The sequence below is a fragment of the Capnocytophaga sputigena genome (assembly GCF_900446695.1).
Classification (GTDB): Bacteria; Bacteroidota; Bacteroidia; order Flavobacteriales; family Flavobacteriaceae; genus Capnocytophaga; species Capnocytophaga sputigena.
This window is the reverse complement of the sequence record NZ_UAVP01000003.1, coordinates 685564-709669: the sequence shown is the minus strand read 5'-3', so window position 1 is coordinate 709669 and position 24106 is coordinate 685564. Positions and strand designations below refer to the sequence as shown.

General features: G+C 40.6%; 20 protein-coding genes. 17 read left to right on the top strand and 3 right to left on the bottom strand.

All coding sequences use genetic code 11. The features are described from left to right. Position 1: 1 nt before the first annotated feature. The 3 genes from DR017_RS03230 (at position 2) to DR017_RS03220 (ending at position 2476) form a co-directional block, all read left to right on the top strand. Positions 2 to 688, top strand: coding sequence for a hypothetical protein (locus DR017_RS03230; RefSeq protein ID WP_002680082.1), 687 nt, complete (start codon positions 2 to 4; stop codon positions 686 to 688). Between the two features lie 17 nt (positions 689 to 705). Then, a complete protein-coding gene (locus tag DR017_RS03225; RefSeq protein ID WP_040361368.1) occupies positions 706 to 1773 on the top strand; it encodes a membrane protein in 1068 nt (355 codons plus the stop codon). Positions 1774 to 1939: 166 nt separating this feature from the next. Next, positions 1940 to 2476, top strand: coding sequence for an isochorismatase family protein (locus tag DR017_RS03220; RefSeq protein WP_040361365.1), 537 nt, complete (start codon positions 1940 to 1942; stop codon positions 2474 to 2476). 103 nt (positions 2477 to 2579) lie between these two features. Here the strand turns inward: DR017_RS03220 and DR017_RS03215 are convergent, their stop codons facing one another. Then, positions 2580 to 4004, bottom strand: coding sequence for an MFS transporter (locus tag DR017_RS03215; RefSeq protein ID WP_040361502.1), 1425 nt, complete (start codon positions 4002 to 4004; stop codon positions 2580 to 2582). Between the two features lie 284 nt (positions 4005 to 4288). Here DR017_RS03215 and DR017_RS03210 point away from each other — a divergent pair, with 284 nt between their 5' ends. From DR017_RS03210 to DR017_RS03195, 4 genes are all read left to right on the top strand, one after another. Beyond that, positions 4289 to 6853, top strand: coding sequence for a TonB-dependent receptor plug domain-containing protein (locus tag DR017_RS03210; protein ID WP_370443770.1), 2565 nt, complete (start codon positions 4289 to 4291; stop codon positions 6851 to 6853). A 50-nt stretch (positions 6854 to 6903) separates the two neighbouring features. Then, on the top strand, positions 6904 to 8106 hold the full coding sequence (locus DR017_RS03205) for a DUF4876 domain-containing protein (RefSeq protein WP_002680605.1): 1203 nt from the start codon (positions 6904 to 6906) through the stop codon (positions 8104 to 8106). 256 nt (positions 8107 to 8362) lie between these two features. After that, on the top strand, positions 8363 to 9571 hold the full coding sequence (locus DR017_RS03200) for a DUF4876 domain-containing protein (protein ID WP_002680610.1): 1209 nt from the start codon (positions 8363 to 8365) through the stop codon (positions 9569 to 9571). Positions 9572 to 9959: 388 nt separating this feature from the next. Further along, on the top strand, positions 9960 to 11381 hold the full coding sequence (locus DR017_RS03195; protein WP_002680645.1) for a DUF6850 family outer membrane beta-barrel protein: 1422 nt from the start codon (positions 9960 to 9962) through the stop codon (positions 11379 to 11381). A gap of 25 nt (positions 11382 to 11406) precedes the next feature. On the opposite strand, the gene dinB is transcribed toward DR017_RS03195, so the two are convergent. Further along, positions 11407 to 12504, bottom strand: coding sequence for a DNA polymerase IV (gene dinB / locus DR017_RS03190; protein ID WP_081450877.1), 1098 nt, complete (start codon positions 12502 to 12504; stop codon positions 11407 to 11409). Between the two features lie 16 nt (positions 12505 to 12520). Then, the gene (dprA, locus tag DR017_RS03185) at positions 12521 to 13615 is read right to left on the bottom strand and encodes a DNA-processing protein DprA (protein ID WP_002680607.1); all 1095 of its coding nucleotides are present in this window, start codon (positions 13613 to 13615) and stop codon (positions 12521 to 12523) included. Positions 13616 to 13747: 132 nt separating this feature from the next. On the opposite strand from dprA, the gene DR017_RS03180 reads away from it, so the two are divergent. From DR017_RS03180 to DR017_RS03135, 10 genes are all read left to right on the top strand, one after another. Then, entirely contained in the window at positions 13748 to 14413 is a 666-nt protein-coding gene (locus DR017_RS03180) for a DUF2461 domain-containing protein (protein WP_040361505.1), read from the top strand. Between the two features lie 2 nt (positions 14414 to 14415). Further along, positions 14416 to 14784 carry a ribosomal maturation YjgA family protein gene (locus DR017_RS03175; RefSeq protein WP_002680555.1) on the top strand — a complete coding sequence of 123 codons (369 nt, stop codon included), beginning with the start codon at positions 14416 to 14418 and terminating at the stop codon, positions 14782 to 14784. A gap of 148 nt (positions 14785 to 14932) precedes the next feature. Next, positions 14933 to 15721 (top strand): TatD family hydrolase, encoded by a 789-nt coding sequence (locus DR017_RS03170; RefSeq protein WP_002680647.1) that lies wholly within the window; start codon positions 14933 to 14935, stop codon positions 15719 to 15721. Positions 15722 to 15806: 85 nt separating this feature from the next. Then, on the top strand, positions 15807 to 16895 hold the full coding sequence (locus DR017_RS03165; protein WP_002680590.1) for a beta-ketoacyl synthase N-terminal-like domain-containing protein: 1089 nt from the start codon (positions 15807 to 15809) through the stop codon (positions 16893 to 16895). Between the two features lie 319 nt (positions 16896 to 17214). Then, the gene (locus DR017_RS03160) at positions 17215 to 17451 is read left to right on the top strand and encodes an acyl carrier protein (protein ID WP_002680600.1); all 237 of its coding nucleotides are present in this window, start codon (positions 17215 to 17217) and stop codon (positions 17449 to 17451) included. Between the two features lie 96 nt (positions 17452 to 17547). Continuing rightward, complete coding sequence (gene fabF / locus DR017_RS03155) at positions 17548 to 18795, top strand: beta-ketoacyl-ACP synthase II (RefSeq protein ID WP_002680603.1); 1248 nt, start codon at positions 17548 to 17550, stop codon at positions 18793 to 18795. A gap of 7 nt (positions 18796 to 18802) precedes the next feature. Then, positions 18803 to 19561 carry a ribonuclease III gene (gene rnc, locus DR017_RS03150; RefSeq protein WP_002680618.1) on the top strand — a complete coding sequence of 253 codons (759 nt, stop codon included), beginning with the start codon at positions 18803 to 18805 and terminating at the stop codon, positions 19559 to 19561. Next, positions 19558 to 20049: a metallophosphoesterase family protein gene (locus DR017_RS03145; protein ID WP_002680644.1), complete on the top strand. Its 492-nt coding sequence runs from the start codon at positions 19558 to 19560 to the stop codon at positions 20047 to 20049. Before rnc ends, DR017_RS03145 begins: the two co-directional genes overlap by 4 nt. A 104-nt stretch (positions 20050 to 20153) precedes the next feature. Then, the gene (locus tag DR017_RS03140; protein WP_002680606.1) at positions 20154 to 22607 is read left to right on the top strand and encodes a DUF6493 family protein; all 2454 of its coding nucleotides are present in this window, start codon (positions 20154 to 20156) and stop codon (positions 22605 to 22607) included. A 44-nt stretch (positions 22608 to 22651) separates the two neighbouring features. Continuing rightward, positions 22652 to 23995, top strand: coding sequence for an SWIM zinc finger family protein (locus DR017_RS03135; protein WP_040361509.1), 1344 nt, complete (start codon positions 22652 to 22654; stop codon positions 23993 to 23995). Positions 23996 to 24106: the final 111 nt, after the last annotated feature.

Genomic DNA, 24106 nt, shown 5'->3' with positions numbered 1-24106 from the left:
AATGTGGAAAGACAATATACAACGCTTATTTAGGTACAGAAAAATCAACCCTTCACCTGCTTTGTGGGAACAATTAGAAGCCCAATTAGCCGAGAGTGAAACCTTGCCAACTGGGCAAAAAAGGCGGAAACTGTGGTATTACACTGCGGCAGCTGCGGTACTGTTATGCCTTGCAATAGGATACTTGTGGCAACAACACACTGAAACCAATAATGAGCTTCAAGTCTCAAAAAAACTCATTGTTGTAAAGTCATCAGTGCCTACAACCAGTCCGCACCCTATAGTGCCTACAACTCTTAAAGACAGCCAGTGCAATTCACACCCCTCAATTCTCAAAAATAGCCAATATGACCCATATCTTACTTCCTCAAAAGAGGAGATTACCCTTATCGATATCAATGCGGTAGATACTCTTTTCACCCAGTATACCGCCGATGCTATACAAAGCCGAATCACCAAGCAGATGGAAGCCCAAATGGCTGCCGATTTGCAGCACCTATCCCCCGAATATTTAGCACTTGTAGCTACTACTCAAGCAGAACTCAACCAGTATGTTACTGAAAAATATCAGCAAGATAAAACCTTCAATACTATCGAAAAAGAACAGCTGAAGGACAAAGTAAAATTCTTAGCTGAAAGGCTACTCAAAGAAATAGGAACACGTGTCGTATCAAATAATAAAAGTTAAAAAACAAGTATCAGAAAATGAAAACATTACATCTATTATGGATGACTTGCTTGTTGGCGACAAGCGTCATCACCGCACAAAATAATTCTGAAGAGGCTATTAAAAAATCCAAAGCCACAATAGATTCTATAGTTTCTTCAGAAAAACAAACGCTCAAGAAAAAACTTTCAGCCGTTAATGAATTGCTCAAAGATAAGAAAATCACCGAAGAATTGGGGTTGCAGATAAAAGAAGATCTCACAGCAACTACCGAGAAGAATATCAAAGAAAAAACAGCAGCTGAAGCTGAGCATTTGGCAAAACTTATACGCGAGCAAGTAGATTCAAAGGCTACTGTAAATACTCTTGATACCCTTAATGTGAATAAAGCCAAGGACTATTTGCGTGCAATGCAAGAGTTGGAGAAGGTTTTGCGCAGTAAAGAAAACAAAAAACCAAATACGAATCGCGCTTCTGATGAATTGAATATCTATACATCTGTAGGTATTTGCAACCTCAGAAACGATAGTAATTTTGGTGATAGTCGTTTTCAAACCTTAGGCTCAAGAACATTTGAAATGGGATTTACTACGGGCTTTCGCTTGCTCAAAACCAACAATCTATTTCATATCAACTACGGAATTGCTTGGATGCACAACGGACTCAAATTCAAGGAAAGCGAGTATTTTGTAAGAGAAAACGATGTGACAAAATCGGTACCTTATACCGCTAACAAACTCAGTAAATCTAAATTGCGTACCAATTACCTCATTGTACCTATAGATTTTGAATTTGATTTTACACCTCCTGAAACTGAAAAAGGGGTTACCGTTTACCCCACTCACGAAAGTTTTAGAGTAGGATTTGGCGGTTATGTGGGGGTGGCTATAGGTGATAGCCAAAAAATAAAGTACAACAATGGAGGTGATACCTATAAAACAGTTATGCGTAACGACTTGAACGTCAGCCCGTTTATATATGGACTCTCAGCACACTTGGGATACAAGAGTTTTTCTATTTACGCGCGCTACAGCCTCGCACCACTCTTCCGCAACAACCTAGTAAACGAATATCCTTTCTCTATAGGAATCCGCTTTGCAGATTAAAAAAATAGGGGCGAATTGTTTCGCCCCTATTTTTTTATAATCAATCAGAATTAACTTGTAATTTTTGCGCCACAAACTTTGTCAAAATCCTTAGACTTTGACAAAATCTATAAATTGTCAAATTAGCAAATTTTTATTACCTTTGTGGGCAATAAAAAACATTGTAATGACAACAGAAAATACACAATTAGTAATCCTTGATATTCAAGGTAAATTATCACAAATAGTTTATCAAAGTGAAGAAGTTTTGCGCAATAGCAGTATCCTTATCGAAGGTTGCAAACACTTGGAACTTCCTATAGTTTGGGTAGAACAAATGCCCGATAAGTTAGGGGTGACTCACCCCACAATTGCCGAGCTATTAAGCTTTAAAACTCCGGTGAAAAAAAGTAGCTTTTCAGCTTGGGATAATACTGATTTTCAGCAACAACTCTATGACAATCAACGAAAAAGAGTACTGCTTATAGGCATTGAAACTCACATTTGTATCTATCAAACAGCGGTTGATTTGCTTGCCAATGGTTATGAAGTATCAGTAATTGCCGATGCTGTTTCTTCGCGTACTGAGAGCAACAAACAAATAGGGCTCACAATGCTCCGCGATGCAGGCACTACCCTTTTGAGTACCGAAGCAGCCCTCTTTGCCCTTTTGCGTACTGCCGAGCACCCTAAATTCAAAGAAATAGCACGATTAGTAAAATAAAATCACATTATCAACAACAAAAAATTTTGGCGAAGTCTAAGGACTTCGCCAAAATTTTTATCATTCACATATCACAGTGCCAGTATCTCCTAACACCTGATACCTACTGCCTATTACCTGACACTTGTCTATTGTAAATGTACAATGAAACAGCTGCAAATACCCCCAAAGCACAAATCACATACCAGAGTTTTGCAGGATTATAAGCCCCCCAAAGCAGTTCTGTAATTTGCGACTGACTGAGTCCTAATTTCTGACTTGCCAACTCAAAATATTGAGTTTTAGTGAGGTCTTTAGGCATTTCAATAGCGCGTTTGGCTAATTCTATTTTCAATAAACTGTATTTATCTGACCATTCAGTATATAAATATCCTGAAAAGAAACCTGTGAGGTAATTTCCTGCGGCTACGGGCAAAAATACCGTACCTTGATAGAGTGCTTCTTTGCCTTTAGGTGTAATTTGTGCTACAAAAGCCGATAGGGTAGGGCTGGAAGCCATTTCTCCTACCGAGAAAATCACGGTACCTATAATAGTAAACCACGGATTGTTGAACATAAAAGTAAGCGTTACCCCCAAAGTAGCGATAACTGTTCCTCTAATCATAGCGCTCACGTGGCTCATTTTGGTTACAAAATACGATACAAGCACTTGAAAGAAGATAATCATAAACGAATCTATGTTGATAAACCACTCAGCTTTCACTTGTCCTTCAGAGGTGAGGATAGTGCCTAAAAAAGATGATTTTTCATTAATCCACGCACTCAAAGCTGATGAGTCTACCCAATCTTCAATAAAGTTAGGCAAGGTGTAGAAAAGCTGGTTGAACATCGTCCAAAAGCCTACCATCAAAAGCAATAGCACGGTAAGTCGGCGGTCTTTCAAAGCCTCAACAATGTGCATCAGTGATTCTTTGATTTCGGTGAGCAAAGGTTTTCTAATTTTTTGAGCGAGTTTGGGTTCTTTATAGAGGAATAAAGCTACTAACACATTGATAGTCATTACTACAGCTCCTTGTATAAAGATAATGCGCCAACCGTATTCGGTGCGGAGGTAAGACGACATTGCAGGACCTAAAAAGCCCCCTATGTTTACCATCATATAGAAAATTCCAAATCCCATAGTGCTGGTGGTCTCATCGGTATTACGTGCCACAATACCATTGACTACTGGTTTAAAAAAACCTGCCCCAATAGCCGATAATAGAAATATAGAATATACTGCTGCATAATCGGTAACTTCTCCCATCAAAAAGTAGCCCACTGCGGTAATAGCACACGAAATTACTAACGAAAGTTTGTAGCCAATACGGTCGGCAATTACCCCAAAAATAGGAGGCAAAAGATAAAGAATAGCCGAAACGTTTGCCATTATACTCGCTTTCTGTAAGTGGTCAAAACCAAGTCCGCCCTTATCAGTAGAGGCAACTAAATAAAGCCCCAAAAGCGTAAAAATACCGTAATAAGCCCAGCGTTCCATCAACTGAAGGAAGCTTGCTACCCAAAAAGTAGGAGAAAATTTATTTAACATAGTTCGTAAGTTATAAGTCGTCCGACGTTAGATTTTGAGCGCAAAGGTAGCTAATATCTCATCTTCAGAAAAATAAATACGCATTTTCTACAAAGGATAAACATTTTGTTACAAATATAACAGAGAGTCTGTTAAGTTTTTCACTCCTATTTAGAATTATTTCACATATTTATTTAGAATTGTTTTACACAATCAGAAAAAAGTATTACCTTTGCCCCCAATTTTAATGAGTGTGAAAAGTGAAAAGTGAAAGAATACATTGTCCTCTCTATTGTTTCCCCAATATTTTCATTGGGATATTCCTCTTATTCTCTCTTTTTTCTCCAACACTTTACGCTCAAACAGTTACTACCACCACCACGACAACAACAACTACTACTACCCAACCCATTCAGTTAGAGGAAGTAGTGGTAACTGCTAAAGAACTTCCTGCACCTACTTCTACTTCGCTTATCGACCGTAAGGCAATGCGACACCTTCAGCCTTCTAGCTTTGCCGATTTGGTGAGTTTGCTCCCTGGTCAACGGGTTACTACTCCCTCATTGAACTATGCTAATACCCTCACTCTCAGACAGACGGGCACTCCTATGTCTGGTTATAGTATTTCCTCTTTAGGCGTAGGCTTTAATATCGATGGTGTTCCTTTAGATGTGAATAGCAATATGCAATCTACGGTAGGATCGGGAATGATTATCACTCCACAGTCAGGCTATGCCGATGATAAACGCAACACTACCCGCTCAGGGGTGGATATGCGCACCATTGCTACCGATGATATTGAAACAGTGGAGGTTATACGCGGAATTCCATCGGTGAAATTTGGTGATATTAGCAGTGGGGTAGTAACAATTCACCGCAAAAAAGGCTATACTCCCCTTAGGGCACGTGCCAAAGCCGATGGTTTTAGCAAACTTTTTTATGTAGGTAAAGGCTTCAGTTTTTTTGAAAATAGCCTCAAACTTAACCTTAGTTTGGATTATTTGAACGCTCAACCTGACCCGCGTAACAGTTTTGAAAACTACAAGCGTTACACAGCTTCAGCACGTGCTGAAAAACTTTTTAATACAACAAATCCGCTTACGTGGAATTTTAGCATCGACTATACGGGGACTATTGATAAAGAAAAACGTGACCCCGATGCGGGCTTCGATCGCTATGACGCTTATCAATCTACTTACAACAATATCCGCATTGCCAATGGGCTGAAATATGAACTTCCTCAAGCATTCTTCAAAACATTGCTACTCAAAACTAGTTATTCACAGAGTTTTGACCGTATTGAGCAAGACAAATGGGTGCAAATTGCCAATGCGCGCCCTGTCTTCACAAATACAGAAGCTGGTGAATTTTACGGGGCATTTTCCGATCCTCACTATGTGTCACACTTAATTGTTGATGGCAAACCACTAAACCTCTATGCCGACCTCTCAACGGCTTCTCACAAGCTCTTTTCGGGCTATCGCAACGAATTACTAATCGGACTTACTTACAACTATAACAAAAACAACGGTTTGGGGCAGGTATACGATTTGGCACACCCACCATCACCCGAAATGGACACCCGTCCGCGTACTTTCAAGAGCATTCCTGCAATGCAAGATATGGCTTTTTATGCTGAAGAACAGTTAGAAAAAACTTTTTGGCATACCGAATTTCTCGTGCGTGCGGGCTTGCGAGCCAATACCCTTTTGGGACTCGATTCGCGCTATGCATTGCATAACAAAGTGTGTTTCGACCCTCGTGTGAATATGAAAGTTACTTTCCCAAAAATTGAGTTCACTAACCAAAAAGTTCTCAGTATCAGTCTTACAGCAGGCTGGGGGAAACACAGCAAACTCCCCACTCAAGAAATGCTCTACCCTCAAGATAAATACGAAGATTTTGTACAGCTAAATTACTATCACAACCAAAAGGCATACCGCCAATTGCACTACAAAACTTACATTTTTCCGCAAGTGAACTATGGCATTATGCCTGCGGTGAACAACAAAGCCGAAGTGCGCCTTGGGTTAGAATACAACCACCATTCATTGTTCATCACTTATTTTGATGAGCGTATGCAATCGGGCTTCCGAAAAATGAGCGATTATCATAAGGTATTCTTTAAAAAATACGATGCTACAGGACTCAATCACAACACAATTACTGCTCCTCCTTTGGTAGAAAAACTGCCCTATACAGTGCAAAATGCCCTGATACTCTCAAATATGGAGAGCAATGGCTCAGCTATTGATAAACAAGGGGTTGAGTTTCAATACAGCAGTAAGCGCCTTCAGTTGCTCAACACTCGTTTTACACTCAGTGGAGCGTGGTTTCACAGCCTATATTACAACTCATTGCCCGTATATCGCTTTGCCGATAAAGATGTGATCAACAACCGCAAACATTACAATCTGGGAGTATACCCCGAAGTGGAGAAGTACGACCGCGAACAGCTGGAAACCAGTCTCATTGCCGATACTTACCTCCCCGAACTAAAACTCACAACCTCTGTGCGTTGCGACCTCACTTGGTATACTATTAACACCAATCCACCACTTAGTCGTGTGCCTACTCACTACATCAGTGAGGATGGAGTGCGTCACCCATATACAGCGGCAGAAGCTAATGACCCTGTATTGCAATGGCTCATACGCCCTACAACTATAAGTCTCAGCGATAGAACCCCACTATCTATGAACATACATCTAAAAATATCTAAAGATTTCTATAAGTACTTCACACTCTCAATGTACGTAAACAATTTGTTCAACTTTTATGAAGATTACCGCGTCAATAATCAATATATCAACCGCCGCGGACTCATCAATCCCTATTTCGGAATGGAAATGAACGTTTCACTCAAATAACAAATAACAAATAACTGCCCATACGAATCGCACCAAATTAACAAATTAATATGAAACACTTAAAACAATTTTTAGCTGTAGCACTTGGTTTAGTGCTCTTAAACGCTTGTAAAAAAGACGACAACAATGGCATCCCTACAGAACCTCTTTCTGTAACTTTTCATTTGCAAGCCCCCGACAAGGTAGCTATCACTCAATACGCTACCCTCACCCTCACTCTCACCGAGCTCAACAAAAATGAGAAGGTAGAAAAGGTATATCACAATGTATCAAGTAGTGATTTTAAGTTAGAATTATCAGCAGGTAGTTATGAAGTACGTGCTGCAGGTAGTGTAAATTACACTCAAAGTGGTACCACTGCCACGGGTGAAGTAGCAGGATTTGTAAGTAAGATTGATATTCTTACAGCTACTACCTACACAGTACCTCTTAGTCTAAAAATCACTCCCTCAGGAGAAGGAGATTTTATCATTGAAGAAATTTTCTTTACAGGTACAGCAACTCCAGAAGGCAAACAGTATTTTGGTGACCAATACATCAAATTGTATAACCCTACTAATAAAGTCCTCTATGCCGATGGATTGGTTTTAGCAGATTCTGAGTTCCTAACCGTAACCAAAAGAGATTATACTCCCAATGTAATGGCAGAAGCCTTTACTGCAGGAAGTATGGTGCAAATTCCAGGTACAGGCACTCAATACCCTGTACAACCAGGGAAGTCTATTGTAATTGCTGAACAAGGAATTAATCATAAAGAAAATAATCCTAATTCTATAGACCTTTCAAAAGCTGATTTTGAAAATTTCTACCCTCCAAAAGTGAAAGATGTTGATGGAGTAGGAGTAACCAACAATATCAACCTACACGGTATTTTTATATTCAACAACAGAGGCAATAGAAGTTATGTGATAGCACGCTTCCCTGAAGGTACTACCACTGCTACACTTCAGTATGACTATGAATACAAAGTAGCAACAAAATTAATGCAGAGACAGGCTTTGAAAATCCCTAATGAGTGGATAGTAGATGCTGTAAATTTAAGTACTAAAAAAGGTTTCGAGTGGATAGTTACAGCTCCCTCTTTAGATGCTGGTTATACTTATGTAGCTAATGATGAAGGAGATGCTTCTCGTTACGGCAAATCTGTACGCCGTAAAGTCCTCTCTCAAAATAACGGAAAACCTATTTTTAAGGACACCAATAACTCTACCGACGATTTTGAGATACTCACTACACCCACACTTAAAAAGTGAAAAAGTGAAAAGTCGATTTTGTGTCGCAACACTTTGGCAAAGTTTCACACTTTGCCAAAGTTCATTGTAATTGATTATCTTGATAATCAATCATTTTTATAGTATGTTATGTAGGAAAGCCAACGATAGCTGGGTATGTGTTTACAATATAAAAACTTTTTGCAAACGCCCTTACAATATAAAAACTTTTCGGATAACCTCTTTATAATTAACAAATTAATAAATTGCCCGTGCGGATCGCACCAAATTAATTAATATGAAACATTTAAAACAATTTTTAGCTATAGCACTTGCTTTAGTGTTCCTAAACGCTTGTAAGAAAGACGACAACAACGGTATCGCTACCGAACCTTTGAACATAACCCTTCATTTGCAAGCCCCTGATAAAGTAACCATTACTCACTATGGTACCCTCACCCTTACCCTTACCGAGCTCAACAAAAATGAGAAGGTAGAAAAGGTATATCACAACACTACTACCAACGATTTCCAACTGAGTATTCCTGCGGGTAGCTATGAGGTACGTGCCACGGGTACTGTGAGTTACACCCAAAGTAGCACTACCTATGCAGGTGAAGTAACTACCTTAATACCCAAACTCAACATACTCACAGCCACTACTTACAGTCTGCCTATCACTTTAAAAACAATTGTAAGTGATGAGGATAAAGATTTACTTATTGAAGAGATTTTTATCACGGGCACAACTACTCCACAAGGCAAACAATATTTAGATGATAGTTATTTCAAGATTTACAACCCTACTTCTAGAGTTCTCTATGCTGATGGTTTGCTTTTGGTGCAATCGGCGTTCCAAACCAATGATAAACAAACCTATACGCCAAATATAATGAACCAAGCTTTTACAGCCAATGCGGTATACCAAATTCCAGGGAATGGCAAGCAATACCCCGTAGCAGCAGGCGAGAGCATCATCATTGCCCTTACGGCTATTAATCACAAAGAACTTAATAGTAATTCAATAGATTTGAAGAAAGCTAATTTTGAAATCAAAGATGAAGCAGACGATGAAGACCCCGATAATGCTGCAGTGCCTAATATGTTCGTAAAGTTTGAAGATGCAGTAATCAATCATCAAGCAATCAACGCTTTTGCACTAGCCAGAATGCCCAAGGGGGTTACTGAATTAGAGAAGTATTCTTATACATACAAAGATGAATCAGGATTTGACTCAGAAGGTGATGCTGTAAAAATCCCCAATACGTGGATCATCGATGCGGCGAATCTCGCACAAAAAGAAGATTTTCAATGGCTTGTAACCGATGTTTCTTTAGATAGTGGTTGGACTTACGCCTCCGAAAGTCAAGGAGATGCTTCTCGTTATCGCAAAGGAGTACGCCGCAAAGTAACAAGTCAGCAAAATGGTCGTCGTGTGTTAAAAGATACGAATAACTCTACCGAAGATTTCGATGCACGTGTAACGCCTTCACTTTTTAATTTTTAAGAAGTAAAAACTCATAACACAAGAAGTATTTGTATCGCAACACTTTGGCAAAGTTTCACACTTTGCCAAAGTTGATTCTAATTGATTGTTCTGATAATCAATTACTTTTAGAGTATGTTATGTAGGAAAGCCAGCGATAACTGGGTATGTGCTGCAAATGCCCTTACGAATAAAACTTTTTGCAAACGCCCTTACAATATAAGAACTTTTCGGATAACCTCTTTATAATTAACAAATTAATAAATTGCCCGTGCGGCTCGCACCAAACTGCCCGTGCGGCTCGCACCGGCTCGCACTGGCTCACACTAAGTTGATAAATCGATTCATAAACATATTATTTTTTGTTTTCCTCTGCCAAATAAGCTGGGGGCAAAACACTGATACCCTCTTGCTAAAGCTGAAAGAACAACAAAGCAGCTCTCGTTTTTATGAGGCTTATTTTCAGAATCCAGCTACGATGCCCAAGTGGGGAAAACATCGCTTTTCTACCGTACAAGCAACTTATGAAAGAAGTGATAAGGAGGCTTATGCTCAACAGTATCCTGAAGGGCATACCGCTTTTTCGGCAACAGCAACCTCTTTCTTTCCTTATGATAGCACTCGCACGCTTTGGGGCAATGCGTCCTATAAAAATCAAGAACTGCGGAAAGTGCGTTGGAATGAGTCGGTAGATAGTGATTTGCTCTATCCATACTTCACTGCCGATGCTGTAGGGGGCGACTTGCATAGCGAGCAATACGCCTTTATGGGTGGTTTTGCCAAGCAATGGCAACGACTGCATTGGGGTATCAGTTTAGATTACAAAGCAGAATTGGCAAGCCGTAACAAAGACCCACGCCCTAAAAACATCACTTCAAATCTGCAATTGCGCTCAGGATTTATATGGAGGGTAGGGGAGTGGCAAGCGGGAATATATGCCTCTTTCCAGAAATATACCCAGTCTAACGAACTGAAATTTTTCAATGAATTGGGGAGCCCTTCAGTCTATCATCTCAATGGTTTAGGCTATTACAACCACCTGCTAAAAGGCAACAAGCTCAGGGCTTTTTATGAAGGTTATGGATATGGTGGCGGACTGAATATCAGTAGAAAAAACAACCTTTTCCTCTCTGCTAATTACCAGCAATTGGCAATCGAAAAATATATGACAGAAGATAATGGTGTGATAGCTGTAACACTTACCAATCGTACACTTTATACTGAGCTGACAAAGCTGTTTCGCAAAAATACTTACTATTATGGTTTCAAAGGACATTACTCTCTGCAAACCAAAAGTGGGGTAGAGCCTATTCTTTCGGGGCGCAATAGCAATTGGACGGAAGTAGTTGCTAAAAATGAGAATTATACTCTAAAAAAAGAGCACTACCAATTGGCAATGTTTTTCTCTAACAATAGTGATTTGCAATATCACATAGCACCTTATGTAGGTTATGAAACTCATCGTGAGGACTATACCCTTGTGAGGAGTTTTCAGCGTTTTGATTATATGAATATAGGGATAAAAATGAGTGTTGTAGCACCCTTAGGGGAGAAAAGTATAGGCGTTGCAGGTTTGCATTACCAATATCGCAATATGTTAAAAGGCAATTATCTGCTCCGCAACGATAGTGAAGTATCCCTCAGCGAAATGCTTTTGCACAATGCTCGTTTCCTCGCCTCCGATGAACAAGTTTTCCAAGCACATTTGCAGTACCATCACCCACTATCGTCCTCACTCAGTTATTTTGTAGGACTCAACACCCAAATAGGAGTTTTTACCCTCCAAAAAACGAATACTTTTCATCAATTAAACATCGGTTTAACATTTTAATTACTTATCCCCTGACCCCTGATACCTATTCCCTATACTTGGGAAATTCTAATTTTAGCTGTATGTACATCGGTTGTTTTACAATCTCTTTTTCAGGTTCGTTGTTGAGGTGAGAGACCGAAATACCTAATAACCGTACCGATTCACTCAACCGTTCTTGGTAGAGCAATTCTTTGATGTGCAAAAGAATTTCCTCTTTGCTACTAATAAAATCTTTAAGGGTTTTGCTGCGTGTTTGAATAGTGAAGTCGCTGTATTTTATTTTCAAGGTGATAGTTTTACCTGCAACTTGCTGTTTTTCAAGACGACGGACGACATCCTCGGCTATACGTTCAAGTTCGCGTTCCATATAGACCTCACTGGTGAGATTTTCGGCAAAAGTTTCTTCAGCACCTACCGATTTGCGAATTCTAAAAGGCTGAACTTCACTGCGGTGAATACCTCGTGAGAGCTCATAGTAATAATGTCCGCTATTGCCAAAATTCCGTTCTAAGAACGCTAATGATTTCTCTCGCAAATCTTTCCCTTTAAAAATCCCTAACTGATACATCTTTTCGGCAGTTACTTTGCCTATGCCATAGAATTTGCGCACGTCTAGTTTGTCTAAGAAATCTTGTACTTCAGCCTGAGTGATAGTCGTTTGTCCGTTAGGCTTGTGGTAGTCGCTAGCTATTTTGGCAATAAACTTATTTACCGAAATGCCTGCTGAAGCCGTAAGTCCTATTTCATTGAAGATGCGCTGTCTAATCTCTTGCGCAATGAGGGTAGCCGACGGGTTGCCTTTTTTGTTTACTGTAACATCTAAGTAAGCCTCATCAAGGGAGAGAGGTTCCACCAAATCAGTATATTCGTCGAAGATAGCCCGTATTTGCATTGATATTTGCTTATAGCGCTCAAAGCGAGGTTTTACAAAGATGAGATGCGGACATAATCTGCGTGCTTGCGCCCCACTGATAGCACTGCGCACACCAAATTTGCGCGCCTCGTAGCTGGCTGTTGCCACCACACCGCGCACTTCGCCTCCGCCTACCGCAATCGCTTTTCCTCTCAATTCTGGAAAATCCAATTGCTCTACCGAGGCGTAGAAAGCATCCATATCAATATGTATAATCTTCCTATTAATTGTTACTTGTTAATTGTTACTTAGCTTCAAACATTTTCCCTGGCAAAGGGTTTATCACCCCTTTCAATTCCATTTGGAAAAGTAAGTTAGAAAGCTGGTAGATAGGTATTTGGCAGCCAAGAGCGAGTTCGTCTAAGGCTTGTTTGCCATTCTCTTTGAGGTAGTTTGCCACCAATTCTTCATCGGGACTGAGGTCTATAAAAAGTTCTTGTTGTACAGCTTTAGGGGCGGGAGTATCCCAATTCAGTAGGTAAATAAGGTCTTTAGCTGAGGTGAGCATACTAGCTTTGCGGTTGCGTATCAGTTCATTGCAGCCTATGCTATAAGTATCTGTGGTACGACCTGGTACGGCAAATACCTCGCGATTGTACGAGAAAGCAATATCGGCAGTAACCAAACTTCCTCCTTTTTTACCCGATTCAATCACTACAGTAGCTTCCGTAAGCCCTGCAATAATGCGATTGCGACTGAGGAAATTCTTCCTATCAAACGGACTTTGGCTACTGAAATCAGTGATAAAACCGCCGTTCTCTTCCATTGCCTCACAGTATTTCGCGTGAGTAGCAGGGTAGATAAGGTTAAGACCGTGAGCCAGGCAAGCCACTGTTTGCAAGCGGTGTTTCATTGCAGCTTTGTGAGCCGTGATATCCACCCCATAAGCATAACCACTTACAATCACCACATCAAGCGGGGCGAGTTCTTCTATCAGTTGTTCGCAAAATGCCGTGCCGTAAGTCGTGATATTGCGGGTACCTACAATGCTCAGCAGTCGTTTGTTTTGCAGGTTTATGTGTCCTTTTTGGTAGAAGAGTATAGGGCTATCCACACACTGTTTCAGTAGTTTAGGGTAGTGAGCATCGGTATAACTAACAATGCTGATGCCGTTTTTTTCAGTAAAGAGCAACTCAGTTTCAGCTTCTTGTAAGTACTGAGAGTTGAGGATATTTTGGGTAATTTTAGAACCTATACCCATTACTTTTTCTAAGCTACTTCGGCGTTGTGCAAATATATTTTTAGCACTCCCAAAGTGTGCAATAAGTTTTTTGGCAGTAATATCGCCTATAAGCGGAATCTTCTTTAAGGCAATGAGGTATAACAAATCTTCGTTCATAGTTTGGTTTTGTTTCACGTTGCAAAAATAGCGATAATTAGTAAATTAGCAAATTTGCTAATTAGCAAATTATTACTACCTTTGCCTCATTATTCGTAATTCGTAATTCGTAACTCGTAATTCGTATTTAAAATTATGTTTCAATTTCTCACTGAACTCGCTAAAAACAACAATAAAGAGTGGTTTGATGCTCATAAAGCAGCTTATGAAAGCGCTAAATTGCAAGCAACAGAGCTTTTCAATCGTATTTATGCTGAAATTGCAGCGCACGACACCGTTGCCCCACTCAAAATATACCGTATCTATCGCGATTTGCGATTTTCTAAGGATAAAACACCTTACAAAACCCACTTCGGTTGCTATATACAGCGCAAACAACCTCACTATCGCGGGGGATATTACGTGCATATCAGTCCGCAAGAAACTTTTATAGGAGGAGGATTCTTCGACCCCAATAAAGATGATTTGTTGCGTATGCGTCAAGAAATCTCCCTTAATCCCGATGATTTCCAAAAAGTACTAACCGATAAAGGTATTGTAAAAGAGTTCGGCGGAAAACTATGGGGCGACGAACTCAAAACAGCTCCCAAAGGCTTTGAAAAAGACGACCCTATGCTTGATTATCTGCGCAAAAAGCAGTTCCTGCTCAAACGCGACTATACTCAAAAAGAAGCTACCGCCGAAGGTTTCGATAAAAAAGTAGTACAAGGACTCTTAGCAATGCGCCCCTTTTTCGACTTTATGACCGAAGCCCTCACCACCAATCTCAACGGTGAATCTTTATTCCCTAACCCCTAACAATGACCCTAACATTCAACAAAAAATACTTTATCTGGGCATTAGCCCTCTTTGGAGTAGAGTTTCTTATCGCTACGCTATTCAAAAATATTGGCTTTATACGCGGTTATCTCGGCGATGTATTAGTAGTGATATTGCTCTATTATATAGTCCTTTCATTTGTCAAAGTGAAACACAAAGACAAACTCATCTGGGGTATATTTGCCTTTGCCGTTGTGGTAGAAGTACTGCAATATTTTGGAGTAGCCTCTCATTTAGGCTTTGCTAAAGGAAGTATAGGCTATATTATTCTGGGCAATCACTTCTCGTGGACTGATATAATATGTTACGCTATTGGTTGCCTCATATTACAATTAACAGCTAATAAATAACAATTAACAATTACCTCACTAGTAACTAACGACTAATAATACAATTACTTTTGAGGCTTGTCCCCCTTCGGGATTGTCGGCAATTGCCGAGTAAGTGAGTGGGGGCTTTATCCCTCGCTGAGCTTGTAACTCTAACCCCTAACAACTAATGATAGACATAGGCATAAATCTCACTAATAAGCAATTCGCAGGTGAGTACGACAAAATTATAGACCGCGCCATAGAGGCAGAAGTAGATACAATACTTCTTACAGGAACAAGTGTGCGTAGCAGTAATGAGGCTTTAGCATTAGCCAAAAAATACCCCAAAAGGCTTTACGCTACCGCTGGCATTCACCCTCACGACGCCAAAACGATGAGCGCCGAGAGCATCAAAAACTTACAAGCGTTGCTCAACCAAAAGTATGTAGTAGCTGTAGGCGAATGTGGCTTAGATTTCGACCGCGATTTCTCACCACGCTCCATACAAGAAGCGTGCTTTCATGCACAACTTGCTTTAGCTGAAGAAGTGCATAAACCCTTATTCCTGCACGAGCGCGCAGCCTTCGAGCGTTTTACTGCCATACTCGCCGACCACAACCGATTGCCCGAAGGGGTAGTACACTGCTTTACTGGTAGTTTAAAAGAAGCAAAAACCTACTTAGATGCTGGTTATTACATAGGTTTTACAGGGGCTGTGAGCGATAGCAAACGCTTTGCTCATTTAGAAGAAGTTGTCCGTTACGTGCCCTTAGATCGTATGCTCATAGAAACCGATGCCCCTTTTATGTTGCCCAAGAACGTACCACAAAGTCAGTTGTCTCAGTATCAATCGCGTCGCAACGAACCTGCCTTTTTGCCTTATGTGGCTCAAACCATAGCTCAGTTCAAAGGAATACCATTTGAAACAGTGGCTTCAGCAACTACTTTCAATGCGCAAACCTTGTTCAAACTATAAAACACATACTATAGAAATCACCTCTATTTTTGGGTGTTTCTAGAAATTAAATCACTAACAATACTTTAACCACTATCTTATACCGATGAAAATAGCTATTACAGGAATGAGTATTCTCGCTGCCGAGGCTCTTACTCTTCATAACAACATACCCCAAGGGAAACTTTCTGAACGCGACCAAGCCTTAATAGAAGAACTTAAAAACTCCAATCTGGCTTATGAACCCTTAGACAATACAGTCCTTTATGCGCTACACACTGCTCGTGAAGCAGTAACACAAGCAAATTGGCGCGATTTGCGTTTTGGTATCAATATAGGCTCTTCTCGCGGGGCTACTGCCTTGTTTGAAAAGCATTATTCTCATTTTCTTGCTGAAGGCACTTGCCAAACCTTAGCTTCTCCTACCACTACTTTGGGTAATATCAGCACGTGGGTAGCTCAAGATTTAGGCAATCAAGGCTTTGAACTCTCACACTCCATTACTTGCTCTACTGCTCTGCATGGTATTGCCAATGCCATTGCGTGGCTAGAAAGCGGTATGGAACAACGCTTTTTAGTAGGCGGTAGTGAAGCACCACTTACTCCTTTTACCATTGCCCAAGTAAAAGCCCTCAAAATCTATAGCAGTCTGCCCTTGCCTTATCTTTGTCGTGCAATGGATATGACCAAAAAACAAAGCACAATGGTGCTGGGGGAGGGGGCAGGTTGTTTCTGTTTAGAAAAAGGAGAACACCCCAATGCCTTAGCCCATATCGTGGGGATAGGTTTTGCCACCGAAAAGCTCACGCATAGTGTATCCCTCTCTAAAAATGGCGATTGTCTGCAAACTTCTATGCAGCGTGCTTTGGCAAGTGCCGGAAATCCCAAAATAGATGCCATAATTACCCATTGTACGGGTACTATCAAAGGCGATCAAGCTGAACTCAATGCTATAGAAGCGGTTTTTGGCGACGAAAAACCACTGCTCACCAATAATAAATGGCAACACGGACATACTTACGGGGCTAGTGGGGCGCTCAACCTCGCTATGGCTGTCAGAATGTTGCAAAACAATCATTTTGAGCCAGTACCCTACCTGACAACCCCTGAATGTATCCCTGATAAATTACAACATATCTTAATCAATGCGGTTGGTTTTGGCGGAAATGGTATAAGTGTGGTCGTGAGCTGTTAGTAATTTGTATCCCTGCACTTTGGCAAAGTTAATTACTCTGATTATCAATAGCTTTTATAGTATGTTATGTAGGGGCGTTTTGCAAACGCCCACACAACAAACACCCGTACAACTAAAAACTGAAAAATACTGTGTAATAGCCAAATTTTCCCCTACACCCCATCTTTTAACCTCTATTATATAATTAATTATAAATGAGTGTTTTAAAAATTTTAAACGTAAAAAAACTACAATATTTATCAGAAAAAGATTGTATTTCAAAAAAAATGTTATACTTTTGCCGGCAGTAATTATTATTAAATTATAAAAAAAGAAAATTATGTCAGACATTGCATCAAGAGTTAAAGCCATTATCGTTGATAAATTAGGCGTAGACGAAAATGAAGTTACTGCAGAAGCAAGCTTCACTAACGACTTAGGAGCTGATTCATTAGACACTGTTGAATTGATTATGGAATTCGAAAAAGAATTTGATATTCAAATCCCAGACGACCAAGCTGAAAACATTGCAACTGTTGGTCAAGCAGTAAAATATATTGAAGACGCTAAACAATAATTGGCTCATAGGCAGTAGGCTATCACCATATCACAGTTGATAGCTTACTGCCTAATTGTTTTTTAAAACCTAAATGCTAAAAACTTAAAAAACTATATGGAGAAAAGACGTGTTGTAGTTACAGGTATAGGGGCTCTTACCCCTATTGGAAATACCGCCCCAGAGTTTTGGGAAGGTCTTGTCGCTGGTAAGAGCGGCGCTGCGCCTATTACCCATTTTGATGCTTCTAAGTTCAAAACTCAGTTTGCTTGTGAAGTCAAAAACTTTAATATCGAGGATTTTATGGACAAAAAAGAAGCCCGTAAACTCGATAAGTTTGCACAATATGCCGCTGTAGCTTCCGATGAAGCTATCAAAGATGCCCACCTTGATATCGAAGCTCTTGATAAAGATCGTGTAGGGGTGATTTGGGGATCTGGCATAGGTGGTTTGGAAACTTTCCAAAATGAGGTAACCAACTTCAATCAAGGCGATGGAACTCCTCGCTTCAACCCTTTCTTTATTCCTAAAATGATAGCCGATATCGCTGCTGGCGTGATTTCTATACGCTACGGCTTTAGAGGTCCTAACTTTACTACTGTATCAGCTTGTGCTTCAGCTGCTAACGCTATGATTGATGCCCTTAACTACATCCGTTTAGGCTATGCCGATATAATGGTGTCAGGTGGTTCAGAAGCAGCGGTAACCATTGCTGGTATTGGTGGTTTCAACGCTTTGCACGCTCTTTCTACTTTCAACGAAAATCCTGCTAAAGCCTCTCGTCCATTCGATGCCAATCGCGATGGTTTTGTATTAGGTGAAGGAGCAGGAGCTGTAGTGCTTGAAGAGTACAACCATGCGGTAGCTCGTGGTGCTACTATCTACTGCGAATTAGCAGGAGGAGGTCTCTCTGCCGATGCCTATCACATGACAGCTCCTCACCCCGAAGGATTAGGTGCTAAAAATGTGATGATCAACTGCTTGAAAGATGCAGGAGTATCAGCAAACGAAGTCGATGCTATCAATATGCATGGTACTTCTACACCGCTGGGTGATGTTGCCGAATCTAAAGCAGTGCTCGAAGTTTTTGGCGAACACGCTTACGATATCAATATCAACTCTACTAAGTCAATGACAGGACACTTGCTCGGTGCTGCGGGGGCAATAGAGGCAGTAGCGTCTATCCTCGCTATCAAATACGGTATTGTACCACCTACCATCAACTTCGAAACCCCCGATGAAAAAATAGATCAACGTTTGAATTTCACCTTCAACAAAGCACAACACCGCGACGTAAAAGTAGCGATGAGCAACACCTTTGGTTTTGGTGGTCACAACGCGTGCTTATTATTCAAAAAGATATAAACTATAAGTGTTCAACTTAAAGAAAATATTAGCTTTTCCCCGTCTTTTTTCCAAAAAGAAAGACGGGATTTTTTATAATAAAATAAAGAATCTATTAGGTTTTGCCCCTAAAAACTTATCCTATTACAGCGAGGCTTTTACGCATCCTTCTTATCAATTCCAAAAGGCGACGCGCAAAAGTTATGAACGATTAGAGTTTTTGGGCGATGCCATACTTGGCGCAGTAATAGCCGATTATATTTTCACCAATGCCCCCGAGCAAGATGAGGGCTACCTCACCAAAATGCGCTCCAAAATTGTAGAACGCCGCAATCTCAACCAGTTAGGTAAAGATATGGGGCTTTTAGATTTTTTGCGTACCAAGCTCACTCCAAGGCAATTGGGTAATAATATTACGGGCAATCTCTTCGAAGCGCTCATAGGGGCTATTTATTTAGATAGAGGTTATAAAGCCTGCTTCCGTTTTATAGAACGCGAACTCATCTTGCCGCATATCAATATCAAAAACTTGGAAGGAAAAGTGATTAGCCACAAAAGTTTATTGATAGAATGGTGTCAAAAACACAAATTGGACTTTGCTTTTGAGGCTGAAGAAGATATGGAAGACCGTTCCGAAACCAAATATTTTGTCGCCAAAGTACACGTACAAGGTTTTTCGGTAACACGTGCCCGTTCTACTTCTAAGAAAAAAGCTGAAGAAATAGCTGCTAAGCGTGCTTGCTACAAAATTCAAGGCAAACAGCACCATAAATTGGACGTACAATGAAAATCCTCCTCCTATCCGATACTCATTCGTACATAGATGACCGCATCCTGCACTATGTCAATGAAGCCGATGAGGTTTGGCATTGTGGTGATTTTGGTAATTTGGCTGTGATTGAAGCCCTTCAAGCTGTCAAGCCTTTGCGAGGGGTCTATGGCAATATCGATGGTACTGATGTGCGTCAGTACTTCCCCAAAGTCAATCGTTTTCAGTGTGAACAAGTAGAAGTATTGATGATACATATAGGCGGTTATCCTAATAAATACACTCCTTTAGCCAAACAAGAAATTTTAGCTCACCCCCCTAAACTCTTCATTTCGGGGCATTCTCATATTCTAAAAGTACAATACGACCCACAATTTCAATTGTTGCATCTCAACCCAGGAGCTGCTGGCATTTATGGTTGGCAAACAGTGCGCACTATGCTTCGTTTTGAAATTGAAGGTAAAGAAATCAAAAACTTAGAAATCATTGAATTAGCTAAGAGATAAGAAGTAAGAACCTCATAGCTGCAAACGCCCTTTTTGTATATCTTCTCATTTTGAAAATAAAATAAAAAATTATATCTTTGTCCCTTAATTGATAAAATCATTTTATGGCAAAGAAAAATACAAAAACCCTTAAATTTGAGGCATTAGACAAAGAACTACAAAACTTATTATACAGCCGCGACAACTCTAATCTGATTTCAGTACTCAAAGAGGAGAAAAATCCACTACACTTAGAACAACTTGCCCAGTTAGATGTGAAGAGTTGTAAAAATTTAGGTTTCCCTGTACTATGGTCGCTATATGAAAATGATTTTATCCCATTTGAGGAGAATTTTTTATTGGAAAAGCTATGTGATGCTTTGTTTCTAATGAGCAAACATAAGGAAATAGAGAGTTTTATACTAAAAAGACCAGTCATTGCAGAAAAACTTTGTACAAAATTACCTTTTTTTCTTACTGATAACTTTTCTACTAACACTTTCCTATACGATAGTTTGCTTATATTAGCAGAAAAAGGATACTTCAAAGATACCCAAGTACTTCCTAACTTCTTAGAGATATTACTCAGTCCACTAAAAACTACTACTGCCAACAGCTACTGTCGCTTTATTGAAGACTTCAACCCTACAACAGAAGAACTCCTCCCTTCTCAACAGACCCTTTTTGCCCTGCTCAGTAGCGATAAGACCTCAGTAATCAACTTTGTGATGAAACTAATCAAGCAAATATCTGATGAAAAGAGCTTTGATTTCCAATCCTTTGCCGATAACTTTGCGCTTTGTTTTGCTACTCCAAAAATAGCTAAATCACAACTTATAGGCTTAAATATTTTAGAAAAACACTACAAACAGCAATCTCCTACCCATCCCGACTACCTCGAGCAATTAGCGGTACTCTTCACCATCCCCGACGTGAAGCTCCAAGAAAAAGTTGCGGCTCTCCTCACCACCTATTTTAACCACGAAGGTCTCCCCGAAGTCATCGCCCCTTACCGCGATTACCTAAAAGGCAAAGCCCAAGACCTCCTTGCAACCCTAAGTCCATCAGAAAATTCAGAAAATTCTGAGAACTCCGAAAACTCCCCAACTGCCCGTGCGGCTCGGACCTCCCAACCCCAAAAAACAGCCCGCACCCTGACACCTGTTTCCTGTCCTCCAACCCCTGAAAAACTCCTCTTCCTCCTCGGCGACTGTCTTCGCGAGCGTACGGCTGCTACTATCGACCTTTTCTTCGAGGGATTAGTACAGCTACAAGACCAATTGCCTGAAAACTTCAAGGAGCAACTCGCCCCTTATATTGCGCAGGTCAATGGGATGTATTACTTTAATGTACAGTTAGCTGCCCTGCAACTGCTCCTCGCGGGATGGATGGAGGACAGACCTTTGGAGTCTCCTGAGGACTGGACGAAAATGAATACCCAAGTAAGACGCCTCAACACCGAAGAAGAAGAACCTTTCAAGCAAGCGTGTGTGCTCCACAACGTTTGGTACCTGCGTGATGAAATTCCTTACCTGCTCTATAAGGTGAGGGCAACCCTTAACAAACTCAAATCGGGTAGCAAACTGCCTTTCCTTTCCACCCCTACGCACGCACCTTTCTATATGGATGCTGAAACCCTTGCCGACCGACTGTTCGCTTACCAAACGGCAGGCAAAGAAGTAGATTTGGACGACTTGGTAGTGTCTTGCAACCGATTGTTATTGAGTACTATTACCCCTGAAGCACAGGAAAAAGTACGCTCATTCTCAGGACAATACGCGCCTGCTTTGGGTTACTTCTTTGGACTTTCCGATGTGGTAACTCCTACAGAGGAGTTCCTACCATTATGGACGCAAATCACTCGCCTAAAACACCCTAACAAAGTATTTACCGAGTTTGAAACCACGGCTGCCAAAGACTATCTTTCGGCTGTAAAACCTTTTTTCCCGTCTTACGAGATAGAGGGAGAGTTCAAACAGTTTTTCTTGGAAAAGGTATATGTAGATGACTATTACAACTATACCTTGGCAAGTCCTTTTGATAGCAGCGTATTTGACCGATTGCCCTACAATTGCTACAATGCAGGGGCATACGATCGCTGGGATACCGATACCCTCCGTTATGTAATTTCCCTAAACCCTCAGTATGTAGATGTACTCTTAGGCAAATACACCCCTCTCTATGTAGGCGATAGTGATGCCGAGACCCAACGTAATCTGCGTGAGCCTTTGCAACTACTCTTGGAATACGACCTGCCCGTACATCACGGTGGGTGGATTTTTGTAGGAATGGCTTTGCTTCACGACAAAAAGGAAACCCGCGACCTCGCGGCAGAGTATATCCTCCGTGCCATTAGCCGTGATGAAGACCTCAGTTATTTGCAACACTTTATAGCCGATATCCTCGCCCAAAAACTCACCCCTATCAATCGCTTTGTGGAGTTTTTGGATATGCCCACCCGCGACCCTAAGATAAAGGCTTTCCAAAAAGCAGTAGTAGAAGCTTATTTGCCTTTGGCTGAAAAGCAAGAAAAGAAACCTATGAATCATAAAAAATTAGCCAATTGGCTAATTTGCTAATCAACAAATTATCCTTATCTTTGCCTAATAAATTGATAAATAAAATGAACGACTTTGAATATGCTTATCCGTTTGCCTCGGTTATTGAGGAGGTAACGGCTCACGAGAAGAATTTTATCTTTTCGCACTGCTCTGAACTTAAAGAAGACAATGCTGTGCCTTGTTTTTTCTGGGGTAATATCACTCAACCTTTTGTAGTAGCTAAGTGTCTCGCTACACTGGCGAAGACTGTAGCCTCTCAGTTTGCTATCGCCCCTGGGGTGCTTGCTAAACTACGTGACCCTATTATTTCGGTAGGGAATGGCGAATTGCTTTTTGAGGGGTTCTCGTCTTGTAATAGCGTCTATGCTCGCGTAGGCTTGCGCAACGATGTGTTGGACGGCGATTTCTTACAGAGCGGTTGTACCAATATCGATTTCAATGATGTAACCGTGCGTGCTTTCAATGCCGTAACAGCTTCGGAGAAAATGGTGCTTAGTGTAGGGCAAAAGCAAACACACTTTATTACTGAAAAACACAAAACCGTAGAGAAGAAAGTAACCCTGCCCAATAGATGGATTAAGGGCTTGGGCAATGTGCAAGTATATCTTTCCGAAATGGATTTAGCGCACCGACTTAATAAAGCCGAAGCCATTCAGCTCTTCCGCTCTTTGCCCAAACAAGCTGTGAAAAACGATTATTACTTGGTAAAGCGGGGTGTAGGTTATACTTTTGCCCCCACAGCAACTGCTGGAGCTATCAAAATAGGAGGAGTACACCATCTCAACCTTTTACAAGGCTTACTCCTGCTTGCCGATAGCCTTTATGTATATCGCAGTAATAGTGAGCAGTCAGTTGCTTTTGTGTTGCATTTCAAAGGAGTAGAAATGCTCTTTTTGTTGTCCGATAATGTGTATAGAGGCTTCTCTGGCGAAGGTAAATATTTAGAAAATATGATTGAAGAAGTGCCTATGGAATGGCTTGTAGGGATTAACAATTTCTTCAAAACTAACGAAGTATTCTCACCTGCAATGGTGGCTATTGAAAACGATGTAAATATGGGAACTATGACCACCCTTCAAGCATCGCTTTCGAGCATAGGGCTATTGGGCTACAACCTCACCGATGGCAATTATTTCTACCGTCGTTTGCCTTTCAAACCCCAGCGTTTGATAAGTCTGAACCCGCGTTTGCAAAATGCCAAAAAACTCACTGAAAATAATGAAGTACAAATCGTAGAACAACGCGGTGATTATGTGAAAGCCAATGTAAAAGGAACAGGGGGAGTGACCCATACCGTTATTCTCGACGGCGAGAAAGCACAATGTACTTGCAATTGGTACACCAATCACCAAACAAACAGAGGGTTGTGCAAACACATTTTAGCTACCAAGATGATAACGAGCTAATTAAGTTAATTTTTATATTAACCCTTATCTCTTATCTAAAAAAATCCCCAAAAGTATTGCAGTCAATAAAAATCTTTGTATCTTTGCAGCATATTTTTTATAAATATAAAC

Coding starts and splice junctions, on each gene's coding strand:
- DR017_RS03175 (WP_002680555.1), top strand. CDS start 14,416: ATGACCCTAACATTCAACAAAAAATACTTTATCTGGGCATTAGCCCTC.
- DR017_RS03145 (WP_002680644.1), top strand. CDS start 19,558: ATGAAAATCCTCCTCCTATCCGATACTCATTCGTACATAGATGACCGC.
- DR017_RS03165 (WP_002680590.1), top strand. CDS start 15,807: ATGAAAATAGCTATTACAGGAATGAGTATTCTCGCTGCCGAGGCTCTT.
- DR017_RS03215 (WP_040361502.1), bottom strand. CDS start 4,004: ATGTTAAATAAATTTTCTCCTACTTTTTGGGTAGCAAGCTTCCTTCAG.
- dprA (WP_002680607.1), bottom strand. CDS start 13,615: ATGAACGAAGATTTGTTATACCTCATTGCCTTAAAGAAGATTCCGCTT.
- DR017_RS03205 (WP_002680605.1), top strand. CDS start 6,904: ATGAAACACTTAAAACAATTTTTAGCTGTAGCACTTGGTTTAGTGCTC.
- DR017_RS03225 (WP_040361368.1), top strand. CDS start 706: ATGAAAACATTACATCTATTATGGATGACTTGCTTGTTGGCGACAAGC.
- DR017_RS03140 (WP_002680606.1), top strand. CDS start 20,154: ATGGCAAAGAAAAATACAAAAACCCTTAAATTTGAGGCATTAGACAAA.
- DR017_RS03160 (WP_002680600.1), top strand. CDS start 17,215: ATGTCAGACATTGCATCAAGAGTTAAAGCCATTATCGTTGATAAATTA.
- DR017_RS03230 (WP_002680082.1), top strand. CDS start 2: ATGTGGAAAGACAATATACAACGCTTATTTAGGTACAGAAAAATCAAC.
- DR017_RS03170 (WP_002680647.1), top strand. CDS start 14,933: ATGATAGACATAGGCATAAATCTCACTAATAAGCAATTCGCAGGTGAG.
- DR017_RS03200 (WP_002680610.1), top strand. CDS start 8,363: ATGAAACATTTAAAACAATTTTTAGCTATAGCACTTGCTTTAGTGTTC.
- DR017_RS03220 (WP_040361365.1), top strand. CDS start 1,940: ATGACAACAGAAAATACACAATTAGTAATCCTTGATATTCAAGGTAAA.
- fabF (WP_002680603.1), top strand. CDS start 17,548: ATGGAGAAAAGACGTGTTGTAGTTACAGGTATAGGGGCTCTTACCCCT.
- DR017_RS03135 (WP_040361509.1), top strand. CDS start 22,652: ATGAACGACTTTGAATATGCTTATCCGTTTGCCTCGGTTATTGAGGAG.